Consider the following 17,515-nt stretch of genomic DNA (forward strand, 5'->3'; position numbering starts at 1 on the left):
GGCGCCCGTTAGTCGTTTAAATGAGACGTATTGTTTGTCTGGAGCGCCCCCGGTGGATCTATCAGAACAGTCTGAACGCATGCAGTCTTACTACAACCTGGCCCACGATCCATTTGGTGCGATCGTTGACGCGATGGTGTTCAGTGGTGCCGGAGGAAGGTACGAGACAGCGGAAACTCTGCGACATCTGCTGGCCTATTCACAGCAGGACAGTCAGCTAGAAGGCCCGGCCGGGTCCGGGAAGCGAATGCTCGCGCAACAGGTCATCAAGATGCTTGATGAGTCTTGGCGTGTGGCCTGGGTCGATGCTGCCGATCTTGATTCACCGAAAGCTCTGGAAAAAGAAATCATCGGTCAGTTGGGGCTTGGTCTCAAAGTCGAAGACGATACAGCAACTCTCTTAAAGCGAATCAATGCCGTCATTGCGCAACGATATGCCGATGAGGAGTCGTTTTTGCTGGTCGTTCAGCGAGCCGATCAGGCGCGACCTGAAGTGGAACAACTTCTGGACGCACTGCGAGTGCAAGCAGAAGATGCAGACCATCGAATCCGTCAACTTTGGTTGGTCGAAAACGCAGACGCTGTGAGCGACGAGGGCGATACCGACTGGTATCGACACCCGTTGGAGCCGTTTACTGACGCTGACGCCGAGCAATACATTCGAGACCGGATGATTGCGTCGGGCTATGTGGATGATCTGCCCATTCCGTTTACGGATATTGCCCGTCTTAATCAACTGTCTGGCGGCATTCCCTTGCAACTCAACGACATGGTTCGTGATTACCTGATCTCATCGACCTTTCGTACTACAGAGAAAAAACAAGCGTTTCCTCTGACTCACGTGATTGCTGGTGTCGCCGCTCTGACTCTGGTAACCGTGGCGTTTTTGTATCAAACCGGTGAATCTGGCGATAACCAACCCGTCAGGCAGGCCGATTCAGGGTCGACTGAGACGGACCGTCCGCTTACGTCGGTTGAGCAGCGCTTGGCTGATGCGGTGGCGCAGGTGGAAGCCCGGCAAAGCGGCAGCGAATCAGTGACCGCTGAAGTGGAAGCAACGGAAGCATCAACGGTCAGTTCGGATAGCACGGGCTCTGAATCAGAACCCTCAGAATCGGTTGCTTTGCCGTCATCGACTGAAGGAAGCCCAACAGCAGAAGAATCTCGTCCGACACAGAACGCCGAAGTGCCATCCCTGTTAGATCGGGGTGATGATGCCCAGTACACTGTTCAGCTGATTGGTGTGCGCGACCAAGCGCAGCTGGCCTCACTGCTTGCTGAGTTTAATAGCCCTCTGGATGTGGACATCGTGGAAACCACCTATCAGGGCGATCCGTGGTTTGTGCTGATATATGGGCAGTTTGATACTCGTGATGAAGCTCAGTCAGCGTTTGAAGCCTTGCCAGAAGGGCTTTTTTCCGGGGATCCCTGGATTCGTTCATTCCAGTCACTTCGTAGCTCGCTCTAACCGTTTAATGTGTTGATGGTGCGGCGAGAAAACCATTCGGCGCATCCATGGCGGGTGATCCCCGTTTTTTGCGTGTTTGGACGGGCAATGCAATATTTAACCGGATATTATACCGTTATTAATTGTTAATTTGGCCATCAGGCATAGACTCTCTCCTCAACAAAGATAAAGAACAGACGTTGGCCTCGCGACCGGCGAATGCCAACGACACTACTGAGAGAGCATTGATATGAGCACAGGGTTGTATAACCCCGGTGAGTTCCGGGATAACTGTGGCTTTGGTCTGATTGCCCACATGGAAGGAAAGGCCAGCCACAACCTGCTTCTGACGGCGATCGAGTCGTTAACCTGCATGACCCACAGAGGCGGTATTGCCGCAGATGGTAAAACCGGTGATGGCTGCGGTTTATTGCTGCAGATGCCGACAGGCTTCTTTCAGAATGAAGCCCGCCAACATTTCAATGCTGACATCGGAGAGCATTTCGCGATTGGGATGATCTTTCTGAATGCCGATCCGGAAAAGGGTCGTGAAGGTCGTCAGGTCCTTGAAGCGACATTGGCTGATCAGGGACTGGACGTCATAGGCTGGCGTCCGGTACCGATTGATACGCAATACTGCGGACCGATGGCGCTCGATTGCCTGCCCGATATTCAGCAGGTCTTTGTCACAGCGTCGCCGGATGATGATTTGGCCGTCAAACTCTATACGGCTCGTCGAAAAGCGGAACAGGCGATGGCGCACGACGACGAATTTTATATCTGTTCGTTGTCCGAAAAGGTCGTGTCATATAAAGGATTGGTCATGCCCGTCGACCTTCCTAAGTTTTATAAAGACCTGGGTAATGAGGCGCTCGAAACCGGTATCTGTGTCTTCCACCAACGATTTTCCACGAACACCATGCCCAAGTGGCCTCTGGCTCAGCCGTTTCGGTTGCTTGCCCATAACGGTGAGATCAATACCATTGCCGGCAATCGTAATTGGGCGCGTGCGCGTGCCAGTAAATTTGCTAATGATCGCATCCCCCATCTGGAAGATTTACAGCCAGTGGTGAACACCACCGGTTCAGACTCTTCCAGTATGGATAACATGCTGGAGTTAATGTTGCTGGGCGGCATGGACATGTTCCGGGCTTGTCGGACCATGATTCCACCCGCCTGGCATAATGTCGAACACATGGATTCTGAACTGAAGGCTTTTTATGAGTTCAATTCCATGCACATGGAACCTTGGGATGGACCGGCCGGCATCGTTCTGACCGATGGGCGGTATGCCGTCTGTATGCTCGACCGGAACGGGCTGCGTCCCTCGCGTTGGGTTATTACCAAGAACGGTTACATTACGTTGGCCTCAGAGATTGGTACGTTTGACTATGCGCCGGAAGATGTTATTGCCAAAGGTCGCGTTGGTCCCGGTCGTATCGTGGCCGTGGATACCCAGACCGGTGAGTTCCTGGAAACCGAAACCATTGATGGTCGCTTGAAAAAAGCGCATCCCTATAAAGACTGGCTCAAAGAGAATGCGGTGCGGTTGCGTTCTCGTTTGGAGCTGGCGGAAGAAGGTGACGGCTCAACCCTGAATGAAGGCCAGGTTGACGCTTATCAGAAGCTGTTTCAGGTCAGCTACGAGGAGCGTGATCAGGTGATCCGGCCGCTTGCTGAAACCGGGCAGGAGGCCGTGGGTTCCATGGGGGATGACACGCCCATGGCCGTTCTGTCCCATAAAATACGCCCCATTACTGACTACTTCCGTCAGCAGTTTGCGCAGGTCACCAATCCGCCGATTGACCCGTTGCGTGAATCCATTGTGATGTCGCTTGAAACCTGTTTAGGGCCGGAAGCGAACCTGTTTAATCCGGAACCTGAGCATGCAACGCGATTGATTCTGGCTTCGCCGGTGCTCTCGCCGCTGAAGTTTCAGAGTATGTTGCACCAGGAAAAGCCTCAGTTCCGTCATCAGATACTGCATTTGGGTTATCACGCCGATCAGGATCTGAAGTCCGCAATTGAAGCGCTGATTGATGAAGCGGAACGGGCAAGCCGTGATGGTGTGAAAATTTTGGTCTTGTCCGATCGGTTACTTGAACCCGGTCAGCAAGCCATACCGGCCGTCATGGCTACCGGGGCCGTGCATCACCGCTTAGTGAACAAAGGGTTGCGCTGCGATACCAATATCGTGCTCGACAGCGGCGCCATTCGCGATCCGCATCAGTTCGCGGTGGCGATTGGTTTTGGTGCCACTGCCGTCTATCCGTATCTGGTTTACGAAGTGATCGACGATATGATCCGCACCGGAGAACTGGTTGGCGATCACCATCTGCTGCACAAAAATTATCGTAAAGGCATCAACAAAGGACTGTTGAAAATCATGTCCAAGATGGGCATCTCGACCATTGCATCGTATCGTGGGGCGCAGTTGTTTGAAGCCGTTGGCCTGGCCGATGAAGTGGTCGATCTGTGCTTTACCGGAGTGATGAGCCGGATTCAGGGTGCCGGCTTCGAGCATATCGAAGCCGAAGTTCGAAAGTTGGCTAATGATGCCTGGAAACCCCGCAAAAAACTCGACCAGGGCGGTAAACTGAAGTTTGTTCATGGCGGCGAGTACCACACCTATAATCCTGACGTGGTCACCACCATTCAGAAGGCGGTACAGAATGGTGATCATGCGGCTTATCGCGATTTTGCGGCGTTAGTGAATGAGCGTACTCCTGCCACCATTCGAGACCTGTTCCGTTTGACCAGTGACCGTCCGGCCATTCCATTGGATGACGTTGAGCCGGTTGAATCCATCTACCCACGATTCGATTCGGCCGCGATGTCATTAGGGGCGCTGTCACCCGAGGCACACGAAGCGCTCGCCGTGGCGATGAACGAACTGGGTGGTCGCTCCAACTCCGGAGAAGGTGGCGAAGATCCAAAACGTTACGGTACCAATCGTCGCTCCAAGATTAAACAGGTTGCGTCGGGTCGATTCGGCGTAACGCCAGCCTATCTGCGCAGCGCGGACGTGATTCAGATTAAAGTCGCGCAGGGTGCAAAACCCGGTGAAGGCGGGCAGTTACCCGGCGGAAAGGTGAACAAACTGATTGCTGAGTTGCGCTACTCGGTGCCAGGTGTGACGTTGATTTCACCGCCTCCGCATCATGACATTTATTCGATCGAAGATCTGGCGCAGTTGATCTTTGACCTGAAAGAAATTAACCCGGAAGCGCTCATATCTGTGAAACTCGTCTCCGAGCCAGGTGTGGGGACCATCGCCGCGGGTGTTGCAAAAGCTTATGCCGATCTGATTACCATTTCCGGATACGATGGCGGGACGGCGGCAAGCCCGTTAACGTCCATCAAACACGCCGGTTCCCCATGGGAGTTAGGTTTAGCTGAAGTGCAACAGACTTTGCGCGGTAATGACCTTCGTGACAAGGTTCGGTTGCAGACGGATGGCGGTTTAAAAACCGGTCTGGATGTTGTCAAAGCCGCAATCCTCGGCGCCGAAAGTTACGGGTTTGGTACAGCACCGATGGTCGCGCTGGGCTGTAAGATTCTGCGCATCTGTCACTTGAACAATTGCGCCACTGGCGTTGCCACACAGGATGAAACCCTGCGAGAGCAGTACTTCCGTGGAACGGTGGAGATGGTGAAGCACTATTTCCGTTTCGTAGCCGAAGAAGTGCGGGAAATTCTGGCCCAGCTGGGCTATCGCACTTTGGAAGAAGTGATTGGACAAACCGACCTGTTTCAGGTTCGTGATGATCTGACCGGTAGACAGAGGGCACTCGACCTGACTCCGATTCTGGGCAGCGACGCTGTGCCGGCGAATAAACCACAGACCTGTCAGGTTGAGCGTAACGAACCGTTTGATAAAGGCAGTAAGCAACGGGCGATTTTTGCGGAAGTCAAAGACGCGATTGAAAACCGAACCGGCGGTGAGTTTGCGTTCCACATTGGCAACTGTGATCGCTCAATCGGTGCATTACTCTCCGGTGCCATTGCCGATAAGTACGGCAACCAAGGCATGGCGGATATGCCGATTACTTTGAACCTGTCGGGCATTGCCGGGCAATCCTTTGGTGTCTGGAATGCTGGTGGCTTAAACCTGATTCTCAATGGCGATGCGAACGATTACGTTGGCAAAGGCATGACGGGTGGAAAAATTGTCATCCGTCCGCCGAAGGGCAGTGCCTTCGAAACACAGAAAACGTCGATCATGGGGAACACCTGTTTATACGGTGCGACCGGCGGTGCTGTGTTTGCGGCCGGTGCAGCAGGTGAACGATTTGCTGTTCGTAACTCAGGTGCTCACGCGGTGATTGAAGGCGCCGGTGATCACTGCTGTGAGTACATGACCGGCGGTATGGTTGCTGTCTTGGGTAAAGTCGGAGGTAATTTCGGTGCCGGGATGACAGGGGGCTTTGCCTACGTTCTTGACCTCGAAAACACCTTTGCTGACAAGTACAACCGGGAGTTGGTGGACATTCATCGGATCGGAATCGAGTCGATGGAAGGCTATCGCGATCACCTGTTCCGGGTGATCGAACGCTTTGTTAATGAAACGCACAGTGCCTGGGGCGCCGAACTGCTGGATAACTTCGATGACTATGTTGGTAAGTTCTGGTTGGTGAAACCTAAGGCCGCCAGCCTGTCCGATTTGCTGTCCAGTACCCGTGCACGTCCAGAATAAAAGACGGAGACCAACACCATGACACAACGTTTAAATAACGATTTTCAGTTTTTGGATGTCGGCCGTCGAGAGCCCGCCAAAAAAGACCTGACAACCCGCCGGACTGAGTTCGGCGAGATTTATGAACCAATGGGTCAGCGCCAGGCCGCTGAGCAGTCGCATCGATGCCTGGAGTGTGGCAACCCCTACTGCGAGTGGAAATGCCCGGTTCATAACTACATTCCAAACTGGCTGAAGCTGGTCAGCGAAGGGAACATTCTGGAAGCGGTTGAACTGAGCCACCAGACCAACTCACTGCCGGAAGTCTGTGGTCGGGTCTGTCCGCAGGACCGGCTTTGTGAAGGGGCCTGCACTCTGAACGATGAGTTCGGTGCCGTGACCATCGGTAATACAGAAAAGTACATTACTGATACTGCCTTCGCGATGGGCTGGAAGCCGGACATGTCACACGTGACGATGACTGACAAAAAAGTCGCCATCATTGGCGCGGGTCCTGCCGGGCTCGGCGCGGCTGATGTTTTAATCCGTAATGGTGTCAAACCGGTGGTCTTTGACCGGAACCCGGAAATCGGTGGTTTGCTGACGTTCGGTATTCCCGAGTTTAAGCTGGAAAAAACCGTCATGACCCGTCGTCGTGAAGTGTTTACCGACATGGGAATTGAGTTTCGTCTGAACACTGAAGTGGGTACCGACATCGCGTTTGAGGACATCATCAATGAGTACGATGCCGTGTTCCTGGGAATGGGTACCTATACGTATATGAAGGGCGGTTTCCCGGGCGAAGATCTGCCGGGCGTTTACGACGCGCTGCCGTTCCTGATTTCCAATGTGAACAACAATAACGGCTGGGCCAAAGCAGACGACGATTTTATCAGCATGGAAGGTAAGCGGGTTGTTGTTCTCGGTGGTGGCGATACCGCTATGGACTGTAACCGCACGTCTATCCGCCAGCAGGCAGCCTCAGTGACCTGTGCTTACCGACGGGATGAAGAAAACATGCCAGGGTCTCGCAAAGAAGTGGCGAACGCTCGGGAGGAAGGGGTTCAGTTCCTTTTTAACCGACAGCCGGTTGAGATTGTCGGCGACGGTAAAGTCGAAGGTGTCAAAGTGGTCAGCACCGAACTGGGAGAGCCCGACGAAAACGGTCGTCGCCGACCACAGATCATCGAAGGCAGTGAAGAAATTCTGCCGGCCGATGCAGTACTGGTGGCGTTTGGATTTAAACCGAGTCCGGCACCGTGGTTTGAACAATACGGCATTAAGCTGAACGACTGGCAAGGTGTGGTGGCTGCAGAGCAGCAACAATATCGGTTCCAAACCAGTAATGAAAAAGTCTTCGCCGGTGGGGATATGGTCCGGGGTTCCGATTTGGTAGTGACCGCCATTTATGAAGGGCGTCAGGCCGCTGAAGGCATTATGGATTATCTGGACGTCTGATCTGTCCAAGCTCCGGTCGGAACCGGCCGGAGCTTAGGGCCTGTTAACATTGATTTCATGGATTCTGCCGAGATCAAAGATTTTCCCAGCCAGGCAGAGCGCGCGTGATGTCGTGAATCGACCTGAGCAAGCGATAACAACGCTGTGTGAAGCTTTGATCCGGCCCGAAGGGTTGGCGGTGAGCCGATCCAGGATCTTCGTTGTTCGTCGTTCAGGTGGGACCACCACATTTCTCTCCTCTCGCCTCGCCCTGAACCGGCTCACAACCAACAGAATTCTCGAAGTCAGTGTTAACAGGCCCTAGTATCTAAAGGCTGGCGTGACGCTGTGTTCAATCGACTGGCGTTGCCCGCTATAATCCCCTGCATTTCACTAGTCTGGAGCCCGACCATGTCGGAAATTGCTCTGCTGATTTCCCCGGAGACGAAATCGGCTTATTTTCAGGAAGCTGTTTCAGTCGCTGAGCAGGAGTTTCGCTGGGTCATGCCAGGGTTCGACTGTCGCCTGGAGCAACGCGGTCCGTTTAATTTTTTATTCACTCAGGCGGATGCTGAGCATTACCCATTATTGCTGCGTCTGTCATTCTGCCAGGGCTTGTTTGTGTGCGAAGGAGACCGGTTTCAACCGATAAACCTGGAGCCCGAGTTCGCACTGCACGAAGACTTTGTTTTCGGCAGTAAGTTTAAAGGCAAAACCAACGAACGCCTGACCCAACTGTTGCTGAATGTGGGCCTGGCGGCCTTACCCGATCATGCCAAAGCGCACGCGAAAGTACTGGACCCGCTCGCGGGGCGAGCCACGTCATTACTTTGGGCCATGCGTTACGGGTTGAATGCCTGGGGGATCGAGCCCGATGGCAAAGCCCAGGACGATGTTCGTCAACTGGTGAAAAAATGGTGCAAAGTCCGCCGACAGAGCCATCGGCTTCGAGACGGTGTTCTGGGTAATACCGGTCGAAAGAAAGATGGGCAGTTTATCGAATTTGCCGTGGAGCCTGTGAAATTTCGTCTGGCACAGGGCGATGCCCGACAAGCGGATCAGCTGTTTCCAAAGGAGAAGTTTGATCTGCTGATCAGCGACGTGCCTTATGGTGTGCAGCATTTCGCCGGGGATGGAACCCGAAACCCGTTGTCGCTGATCGAACAGGCATTGCCTGCCTGGAAAGCGGTGATGAAAAAGCACAGTCAACTGGTGCTGGCTTTTAACAGTTACTTACCTCAGCGCGATGCGCTGATTCAGGTTTTAGGTGATGCCGGCCTGACGGTCGCGGACTTTTCTGCGCCTCACCGTATGAGCGAGTCGATTGTGCGCGACGTGATGATTGCGTCGGCTTCTTAGGGCCTTTTAACAGATCTTAATCATTGTGATCCGGTGTCGGCAGCTCTTGCTGCAGCCACCGCACAAAGTCTGACAGGCCATCGGCGTAACGCACGGTGTCATCGACAGCCTGGTGCCGGTGTTGGTGCATCGGGTTATCAAACCTGAGTCGGCGAGACATGCCTTCCAGCGCGCGGACCATGCCCATCGGATCCCGATAACTGACAAACCAATCATGGCTCTGCATCCAATGCAGGGTTTGGCTCATGCGCTTTGGCTGCTCCAGGCCATCAAACGCACGTAAGTTTTGATAGCAGGCCTGAGCAAAGTCCTCCAGCGGTTGGGAGTGATACCGCTCCCAATTGGTGGCCAAATGGTGATCGAGCATCATATCAATGACGACCGGGGTGGTTTTACGAAACGTCGGGCGCAGTGCAGCGCGTATGGGCTCCAACAGATCGTGATGGTCTGTGAGCTGATCGATGACCTGATGTCGATCAAAATGACGATAAAATGATTCACTCAAAAAGGCGGCGTCTGGCCGGCGGCCAAAGTCTGGCCACAGGCCGCCATTGAGTGCGTCCGGTGTCAGGTCAGAAAACAGACAGTGTCCGAGAAAATTCATCCGAAGATCAAGACCTTAGTCAGAGGTTGCTACAATGCGTATAATGGCCCCAAAACCAACAGACGGTTGAGCCGGTTTATGCACGACAGCATGGCACACTCGTCCAGAAGAAGTGAGATTTAATCGTGAGCGAATTGCAGAATGACCGTTTTCTAAAGGCCTTGCTGAAAGAACCTGTTGACCGGACCCCTGTCTGGATGATGCGTCAGGCTGGACGTTATCTGCCAGAATATCGCGAAACCCGTTCTCAGGCAGGCGACTTTCTGAGTTTGTGCAAAAACGCGGACCTGGCCTGTGAGGTGACTTTGCAACCGCTGGATCGATATCCGCTGGACGCAGCCATTCTGTTTTCCGACATTCTGACGGTGCCGGATGCGATGGGGCTTGGGTTGTATTTTGAGGCGGGTGAAGGGCCGAAGTTTAAACACACCGTCCGTAGCGAACAGGATCTGAGTCGTTTACAGACTCCGAAAATGGACGACGAACTGAAATACGTCATGAACGCCGTCAGCACCATTCGTTCTGAGTTGAATGGCCGAGTCCCGTTAATTGGTTTCACAGGTAGCCCCTGGACGCTGGCAACCTATATGGTTGAAGGTGGCAGCAGCAAAGATTTTCGTCACATCAAGGCCATGATGTATAGCCAGCCGGATGTTCTGCACGAGCTCTTGTCCCGGTTGGCCGATACGGTGACGGACTATCTGAATGCTCAGATTGATGCCGGTGCTCAGGCGGTACAGATCTTTGACTCCTGGGGCGGTGCCCTGGGTCATCAAGCCTATCTGGATTTTTCCCTGGCTTACATGAACCGGATTATTGCCGGGCTCAAACGGGAACATGACGGGCGTAAAGTGCCGGTCATCCTGTTCACCAAGGGTGGTGGTCAATGGTTGGAAGCCATGGCGGACAGCGGCGCTGATGCTCTGGGACTGGATTGGACCACCTCACTGACTGATGCACGTCAGCGAGTGGGCGATAAGGTGGCACTGCAGGGGAATATGGATCCGTGCGTTCTGTACGCCAGCCCGGACCGAATCCGTGACGAAGTCGAGCGCATCCTGGCCGAGTATGGGTCTGGGACTGGCCACGTGTTTAACCTGGGTCATGGCATCCAACAGTTTGTTGATCCTGACCATGCTGGCGCTTTCGTCGAAGCGGTGGTTGAGCTGTCGCCGAAGTACCATCGATAACTTCTCGAAAGGATGGTTTTTTGCCGGGCCACCGATTGATTTCGGGCTGTTGAAATAACCGGGGCAAATGCCCCGGTTTTTTTATTCAAGGTGTCAAAATAAGCTCATACTCGGTCGCTCCGGGCAGGAAGGGTGACTCATTGCCCTCTACCCAGTCTTCATGGCCGGCTCCGTAAAATGGAGACAGCGGATGGCCGCTCTGACCGGTCGCCATGTGGAAGTAACCTTCCGATTCCTGGCCAGGCGAAACCGCCATTCGCTGACTGGCGCCAAAGTCGGTTCCCTGCACCCGGGGCATATAGGTATCACCGGACATTGGTTCTGCTGGCATGTCGAGGAATGAACCGAGTACCGGCAGGGCAGAACTCATGGGATGGCGAATGTTCAGGGTATTGCTTGCACCCCAGGTGGCATTCTTCAGCCCGCTTTCCGGATCATTGAGTGACTGAAAGACGTCAATGGCGATGCCGGTCAGCAGCGCATCCCAGGAACGGTATCCCGAGGGCAGATGTTGCTCCGGCTGTTCAGTGACGAGCGTCCAGGTTGCATATTCAAGCCGATTATCGACATAGCCCGGCCAGAAGTCTGACGTTTTGGCCGCGACATAATCCAGAACGTGTCCGACGGTGTCATCAATGACCCGCTCGCGATACTCCTTAACCAGGCGATAGCCGACTGAACTGGCCGCGGCGCGCCCCTGCCAGTTCGATACCTGCTCCCGATAATCATTGAACAGCGGGTCAGCCAGTGCGTCGCTCGACAGTACGTCATTCAGCAGTGATTGCCATCGCGCCAGAAAGCGGGCTTCGTCGTCGAGATGGATGCTGAGAAAGTCTGATGGGGTAAAGCTTGTTTTCTCGAGCAGGCGATCGCGGATTTGCTGTTGTCGGGCTCCGATGGCGCCGAGGCCGTCACCTACCTTGCGATACGCCTCGCCACTGACAATGCGTGCATTAGCCGTCCAGATCCGGTCATTCTCAGGGTTAACATAACGCGGGTATTGATCGGCGGGCAGGCGGCCCTGCCAGCCGAAGCGACCATCGGACCAGTCCTGGGTTAACCGCTCTTGTAACGCCGTTGAATACCCTTGCCGTTGCGGCAGGGCACCCATGATGGTCCATCCGATGTTGCCCTGACGGTCCCCGACATTGAAGTTTTGACCGGGAACGCTGGTATTAGCGGCGATGGTCAGCGCGTCTTCAACCGTATGGGCGGACTCCAACTCAAGCAAACCGAGGTTCACACTGTCTGCATCGTGAGCCACCCAGCGCATGGCCAGTAGGTTGCCATAGTGATCTTCACCAATAACCGGACCCCATTGCGTGCGTCTTACCTGAATGGTCCGATCAGGACTGTCTTTAATCCCGATGATCTCCTGCTCGTTTTCAAACGCTTTCCAGCCGCTTGGGGTCAGATACTCGGTTTCTTCTGCATTGGTCTGTAACCGGATGAGATCCATAAAGTCACCGTAGGCATTGGTGAAACCCCAGGCGACGTATTCATTGGAACCGATGACCATAATGGGCGCGCCGGGTAAGGTGGCTCCGGTAATGCGCTGCCCAGAGCCTGGCAGTATCCACGAAGACCGGAACCAGATGTTCGGCACATCCAGACCGAGGTGCATATCATCGGCCACCAGGGCGGCCCCGCTGGGGGTCAGGTTGCCGCTGACGGACCAGTTGTTAGAGCCGATTTCGATCTGATCCTGATAGCGATAAGCCGACGCCTGCTGAGAACGTTGAAAGCTGCTTAACGGTTCCTCAGGCAGTGTCGGTGTCAACGTCAGATCACCACCGTCGATAGTTGCGTCCCATTCACCACCCGTTGGGGTCAGAAACTCGACCCAGTCGGCTGGCAGCAGGTCCACCATCGCGGTCAGAGATCGTTCGGTCTCACCCCATTCATCCTGTAAATCCATGTACATGCTGTAGACCACCAGCATGGTATCGGCCGGTGTCCACGGCTCAATGTCGGCTTGTAGCAACAGGTACTCAAATGGGGCGCTGCGCAGATCCGCAACGCCCGCATTGACGCCATCAGCGTAGGCTTGCAGCAAGGCCTGATGCTCGGCCGGCATTTGTGCCAGAGCAACTGCGCCGCGTTTGCGAAACTGATGCGTTCGGATGCGGGCATCGAAGTCCGCCGCCCGTTCACCGAAGAGGACCGAGAGCTCGCCGGCGGAGTTGCGACGTAGCAGATCCATCTGGAACAGCCGTTCCTGGGCGTGAACAAAACCCAGGGCATAGGCGATGTCGTTCCGGGACTCTCCGTGCAGGGTAACCAGGCCCTGAGCATCGCGCGCAATGAGGGTTTCATGGGTGACCTGCTGGCTGCTCAGGGTGCCATCGAGCCGGGCCAGGCTGCCGTCTAGCAGCCACCAGAGGCCAGAGGCTAAAATCAGCACCAGCAATAGTAAGGACAAGAGGGTATACAGGGAAAATTTTGCGAATCGAATCATAGGGGTGTTTAAACGCTCTCAAATAGTTCTTTTTGTTATGGTTTATCCCTCAGGAGTTTGTCATAAAGACTGGGGCGAGGCTAACTCAGTGTCACCCGGCTGGCATTTCCGGGGCATCCACGGTTCATGGCTGGCGATTCAGAGCCTGTTACCTGAGGGTGGCGCAGAGACTGTTTGAGTTCATCGGCCGTACCTGCGACACTAAGAGGATGACGGGCCTAGCCAGCTCAACAGTTTGATTTCATTGATTTTTTCCGACGGATTATCACCATGACCGATCAACAGAATTACAGCGAAACCATCTCGCTGGGTCAGTTTACCGAGAAGGCGTATCTGGATTATTCCATGTACGTCATTCTCGACCGGGCTCTGCCGCATGTCGGCGATGGGCTGAAACCGGTACAGCGCCGCATTGTGTACGCAATGAGTGAACTGGGTTTACGCAACACCGCCAAGTATAAGAAATCGGCTCGAACGGTTGGTGATGTGCTCGGTAAGTATCATCCGCACGGGGACAGCGCCTGTTACGAGGCCATGGTGCTGATGGCGCAGTCTTTTTCCTATCGTTATCCGCTGGTGGACGGCCAGGGCAACTGGGGCTCTCCGGATGATCCGAAGTCCTTCGCCGCCATGCGATACACCGAATCCCGATTGCACAAAAATGCTCATTTACTGCTTGAAGAACTTGGGCAGGGAACCGTTGACTGGGTGCCAAATTTTGATGGGACCATGGATGAACCGTCCGTGTTACCGGCTCGTTTGCCTCATGTATTGCTGAACGGTACGACCGGTATTGCCGTCGGTATGGCAACGGATATACCACCGCATAACCTTAAAGAGTTGGCGGCGGCCTGTGTTCACCTGATTGATCAACCTGATGCTTCAGTGACCGATCTGATGATGCATGTTCGTGGTCCGGACTTTCCGACCGGAGCTGAACTGATTTCCCCGAAAGAGGACATCCGGAAAATCTACGAAGGTGGTCGGGGGACTCTGAGGTTACGTTCCAAGTACATTCAGGAAGGCACGGACATCGTTATCACTGAGCTGCCGCACCAGGTGTCAGGCTCTAAGATTCTCGAACAGATCGCACAGCAGATGCAGGCGAAGAAGCTACCGATGGTGGCCGACCTTCGCGATGAATCGGATCATGAAAATCCGACCCGTCTGGTCATTGAGCCGCGCAGCAATCGGGTGGACACCGACGCACTGATGAATCACCTGTTTGCGACGACGGATCTGGAAAAAACCATTCGGGTTAACCTGAATATGATCGGCATCGACGGCAAACCGCAGGTGAAACCGTTGAACCACATTTTGAGCGAATGGCTGGAGTTTCGTACCGAAACCGTTCGCCGCCGGCTGCAGTACCGACTGGATAAAGTCCTGGCCCGGCTGCATATCCTCGATGGTTTGCTGATCGCCTATCTGAACATCGATGAAGTCATTGACATCATCCGCACGGAAGACAAGCCCAAAGAAGAGCTGATGGCCCGCTTTGGTCTGAGTGATGTTCAAGCCGAAGCCATTCTTGAAATCAAATTACGTCAGCTTGCCAAACTGGAAGAAATTAAAATCCGTGGTGAGCAGGACGAGTTGTCTAAAGAGCGTGATCAGCTCGAGAAAATTCTCGGGTCAAAAGCCCGCATGCGCACGCTGATCAAAAAAGAAATTCTGGCCGATGCTGAAACCTATGGTGATGATCGCCGTACGCTGCTGGTATCCCGAGCGGAAGCCAGTGCCTTCAGTGAAACCGAAATCCTGCCGTCGGAGGCCGTCACCGTGGTGCTGTCTGAACGCGGTTGGATTCGATCGGGTAAAGGACACGAACTGGAACCGGAAGGGTTGAACTATAAGTCCGGTGACAGCTTTGCGTTTGCAGCCCGGGGTAAGAGTAATCAGGCAACGGTTCTGCTGGACAGCACCGGTCGGTCGTACTCCTTGCAAACGCATACCTTACCATCCGCACGCGGTCAGGGTGAGCCAATAACCACTCGCCTTAACCCGCCGCCGGGGGCTGCCATGAAAGGCCTGTTGCTCGGTAATCCGGATGATCAGTATCTGCTGACCTCCGATGCGGGTTACGGATTTATCGGCAAACTGTCGGACATGGTCAGCAAAAACAAAGCCGGGAAGGCGTTGTTGAGTTTGCCTAAGGGCGCTGAAGTGATGCCGCCGCAACCGGTTAAACAGTTGAGTACCGACTATCTGGCTGCGATTTCTAATGAAGGCCGGTTACTGGTGTTCCCGGTTCGGGATCTGCCAGAGTTGGCTAAGGGTAAGGGAAACAAGATCATCAACATTCCGTCGTCCCGGGCGGCCGCGAGAGAAGAACTGATGGTCGGTGCGGTGGTGCTTGGCGCCGACGATACGCTGTTGGTGTATGCCGGCAAGCGCAAGCTGAAACTGCGCGGTTCCGACCTGGAGCATTATCTGGGTGAGCGTGGCCGGCGCGGTAATAAACTGCCCAGAGGCTTCCAGAGTGTCTCGGGTTTGGGCATCGAAGAAAAATAATCCTCTGTTCGGGCAATCATTCGATTGCCCTTTGCCAACCTCCTCTATACTCAAGATGTCCTGTCTCAGACAGGACATCTGGTTACCAACTGTCATGGTTATGACATTGCAGGAGGCTTCATGAGTTTTGAAACACAGATATCCAACTATTACGAAAAACTGGTGGTGGAAGAGCTTGGGCGTCGTGAAGACCTCGCCGACACATCTGATGACGTATTGATTGATATGGCCTGCGTCGCGCTGAACCAGTTGCCGTCTCGGTATTATCGCTATTCGGTGGATATGGCGTTCTATCTGTCAGCGTCTGAGAACCAGGCGATGGAGGCCGATGTGAAATCGGCCGTGGATCACGCTATCTCGTTTGTTCAGGCGCATAAAAGCCGCGCCTGATTGGCGCGGCTGAAGGGTTGATTACTTAATGACGTATAAGCCATAACGAATGGCTTTTGCCAGTTGAGAGGACGCATCAGCCGGTGTCGTCGGTGTGGCGGTCAGCTCCGCGATTTTTTCGTAAAAATACTGCTGAACGGTGCCGGTGGTTGCGAGGCCATGTGCGATGCTGGGTTTCAGCGCATTGTTTGCACTGGCGGCGAGGAAGTCATTCATGGAGCTTCTTGCACAAGCATCAAAATCCGCCATCGACATGTCCGTTCTGGCTGGAATAGAGCCTTTGTTTTGATTAAACGTGCGTTGGAACGATTCACTCATGATGTTCTGTACCAGCGCGTTCTGAGCTTCAATCTGACTGTTCTCAACATCGCGTAACTGGAAGATGGCAAAACTGTCGATGTTAAACAGGAACTGACCGGCCGTACCCGGGACCGGAACACAAAGGTAATCTTCCCGTGGCGTCAGGCCGGCATTTTTAAACTCACCCTTGGCCCAGTCACCCATAATCTGAAAAGCGGCTTCGCCATTGATGACCTTGGCGGTGTTTTCGTTCCACTCATTCTGATCGTCGAATGTAATCCAGTTCAGCAGTTTGAAGTAACGCTCAAATACCGCTTCTGTGGTCGAACTCTTCAGGGCTGAAAAGTCGTGGTCAACATAGGCGGCCTGGTAGTATTCCGGACCACCAATGGACAGCGCAATCGTCTCAAACAACGTTGCGTGCTGCCATGGCTGGTCGCCCTGGGCAATGACCTGATAGCCCGCAGCACGGATCGCTTCAGCCGCCACATCGAATTCTTCCCAGGTCTGAGGGGCGCTGATGTTAAGTCGATCCAGCAGTGGTTTATTGACCCAAAGCCAGTTGGTGCGGTGCACATTGACCGGGACCGCAACATACTGGTCGCCATGCTTCATGACATCGGCGACAACGGGAGGCAGCTTGTTATCCCATTGCTGCTGTTCAGCAATATTGTTGAGATCTTCCAGGAAGCCGAGACGAGCCCATCGTTGTATGTCCAAACCTTTGATCTGGGCAGCTGCGGGCGGGCGTCCCTTGAGCACACGGGACTGCAGCTCTGCCATGGCATTACCACCACCGCCGCCGGCAATGACAAAGTCCTGCCATTGATGCCCTTCTGCGGAAATCTGCTGCTTCAAAACATCCAGTGCAGCCGCTTCGCCACCGGACGTCCAATAATGCAGTACTTCGACCTCTCCAGCATGTACCACTGGCAGGGCCAGGCCAGCGATAACGGCCGCCTGTCGTAATAATGTGCGCATAGTGTGCTCTCTTGTTGTTGTTTGATGTTTTCTGATCGACCAGATCTGCGTGCAGACAGCTCATACTCACTAACCTTAGCATAGGCCAGATTCTGGCTGCATGGAGCCTGGTCAAAGGATACGCTACGACTATGTAACCTAATGTATCAAAGTGTGAATG

General features: G+C 54.0%; 10 protein-coding genes. 7 read left to right on the top strand and 3 right to left on the bottom strand.

Annotation, left to right across the window (positions count from 1 at the left end; genetic code table 11):
- The first annotated feature begins 52 nt into the window (after positions 1 to 52).
- The 4 genes from MED297_RS01345 (at position 53) to MED297_RS01360 (ending at position 8,918) form a co-directional block, all read left to right on the top strand.
- Positions 53 to 1,468 carry an SPOR domain-containing protein gene (locus MED297_RS01345; protein WP_040556379.1) on the top strand — a complete coding sequence of 472 codons (1,416 nt, stop codon included), beginning with the start codon at positions 53 to 55 and terminating at the stop codon, positions 1,466 to 1,468.
- A gap of 229 nt (positions 1,469 to 1,697) precedes the next feature.
- A complete protein-coding gene (gltB, locus tag MED297_RS01350) occupies positions 1,698 to 6,143 on the top strand; it encodes a glutamate synthase large subunit (RefSeq protein WP_008041645.1) in 4,446 nt (1,481 codons plus the stop codon).
- Between the two features lie 18 nt (positions 6,144 to 6,161).
- Positions 6,162 to 7,580: an FAD-dependent oxidoreductase gene (locus tag MED297_RS01355; RefSeq protein WP_008041647.1), complete on the top strand. Its 1,419-nt coding sequence runs from the start codon at positions 6,162 to 6,164 to the stop codon at positions 7,578 to 7,580.
- Positions 7,581 to 7,970: 390 nt separating this feature from the next.
- Positions 7,971 to 8,918 (top strand): TRM11 family SAM-dependent methyltransferase, encoded by a 948-nt coding sequence (locus tag MED297_RS01360; RefSeq protein ID WP_008041649.1) that lies wholly within the window; start codon positions 7,971 to 7,973, stop codon positions 8,916 to 8,918.
- Between the two features lie 16 nt (positions 8,919 to 8,934).
- Here MED297_RS01360 and MED297_RS01365 read toward each other — a convergent pair whose 3' ends face one another.
- The gene (locus tag MED297_RS01365) at positions 8,935 to 9,522 is read right to left on the bottom strand and encodes an acyl carrier protein phosphodiesterase (protein ID WP_008041650.1); all 588 of its coding nucleotides are present in this window, start codon (positions 9,520 to 9,522) and stop codon (positions 8,935 to 8,937) included.
- Between the two features lie 125 nt (positions 9,523 to 9,647).
- Here MED297_RS01365 and hemE point away from each other — a divergent pair, with 125 nt between their 5' ends.
- A complete protein-coding gene (gene hemE, locus MED297_RS01370; RefSeq protein ID WP_008041653.1) occupies positions 9,648 to 10,712 on the top strand; it encodes a uroporphyrinogen decarboxylase in 1,065 nt (354 codons plus the stop codon).
- Positions 10,713 to 10,797: 85 nt separating this feature from the next.
- Here the strand turns inward: hemE and MED297_RS01375 are convergent, their stop codons facing one another.
- Positions 10,798 to 13,134: a penicillin acylase family protein gene (locus tag MED297_RS01375; protein ID WP_237613399.1), complete on the bottom strand. Its 2,337-nt coding sequence runs from the start codon at positions 13,132 to 13,134 to the stop codon at positions 10,798 to 10,800.
- Positions 13,135 to 13,440: 306 nt separating this feature from the next.
- On the opposite strand from MED297_RS01375, the gene parC reads away from it, so the two are divergent.
- Together parC and MED297_RS01385 are read left to right on the top strand one after the other, a co-directional pair.
- Entirely contained in the window at positions 13,441 to 15,684 is a 2,244-nt protein-coding gene (gene parC, locus MED297_RS01380; RefSeq protein ID WP_008041657.1) for a DNA topoisomerase IV subunit A, read from the top strand.
- A 120-nt stretch (positions 15,685 to 15,804) separates the two neighbouring features.
- A complete protein-coding gene (locus MED297_RS01385; protein WP_040556380.1) occupies positions 15,805 to 16,074 on the top strand; it encodes a late competence development ComFB family protein in 270 nt (89 codons plus the stop codon).
- 21 nt (positions 16,075 to 16,095) lie between these two features.
- On the opposite strand, the gene MED297_RS01390 is transcribed toward MED297_RS01385, so the two are convergent.
- Positions 16,096 to 17,355, bottom strand: coding sequence for an ABC transporter substrate-binding protein (locus MED297_RS01390; protein ID WP_008041661.1), 1,260 nt, complete (start codon positions 17,353 to 17,355; stop codon positions 16,096 to 16,098).
- Between the last annotated feature and the right edge of the window lie 160 nt (positions 17,356 to 17,515).

It is taken from the genome of Reinekea blandensis MED297 (genome assembly GCF_000153185.1).
Lineage (GTDB): Bacteria > Pseudomonadota > Gammaproteobacteria > Pseudomonadales > Natronospirillaceae > Reinekea > Reinekea blandensis.

What these genes read in the sequence shown, in the direction of transcription:
- parC (WP_008041657.1), top strand. Translation starts at nt 13,441, where the DNA reads ATGACCGATCAACAGAATTACAGCGAAACCATCTCGCTGGGTCAGTTT.
- MED297_RS01360 (WP_008041649.1), top strand. Translation starts at nt 7,971, where the DNA reads ATGTCGGAAATTGCTCTGCTGATTTCCCCGGAGACGAAATCGGCTTAT.
- MED297_RS01355 (WP_008041647.1), top strand. Translation starts at nt 6,162, where the DNA reads ATGACACAACGTTTAAATAACGATTTTCAGTTTTTGGATGTCGGCCGT.
- MED297_RS01385 (WP_040556380.1), top strand. Translation starts at nt 15,805, where the DNA reads ATGAGTTTTGAAACACAGATATCCAACTATTACGAAAAACTGGTGGTG.
- MED297_RS01390 (WP_008041661.1), bottom strand. Translation starts at nt 17,355, where the DNA reads ATGCGCACATTATTACGACAGGCGGCCGTTATCGCTGGCCTGGCCCTG.
- MED297_RS01365 (WP_008041650.1), bottom strand. Translation starts at nt 9,522, where the DNA reads ATGAATTTTCTCGGACACTGTCTGTTTTCTGACCTGACACCGGACGCA.
- gltB (WP_008041645.1), top strand. Translation starts at nt 1,698, where the DNA reads ATGAGCACAGGGTTGTATAACCCCGGTGAGTTCCGGGATAACTGTGGC.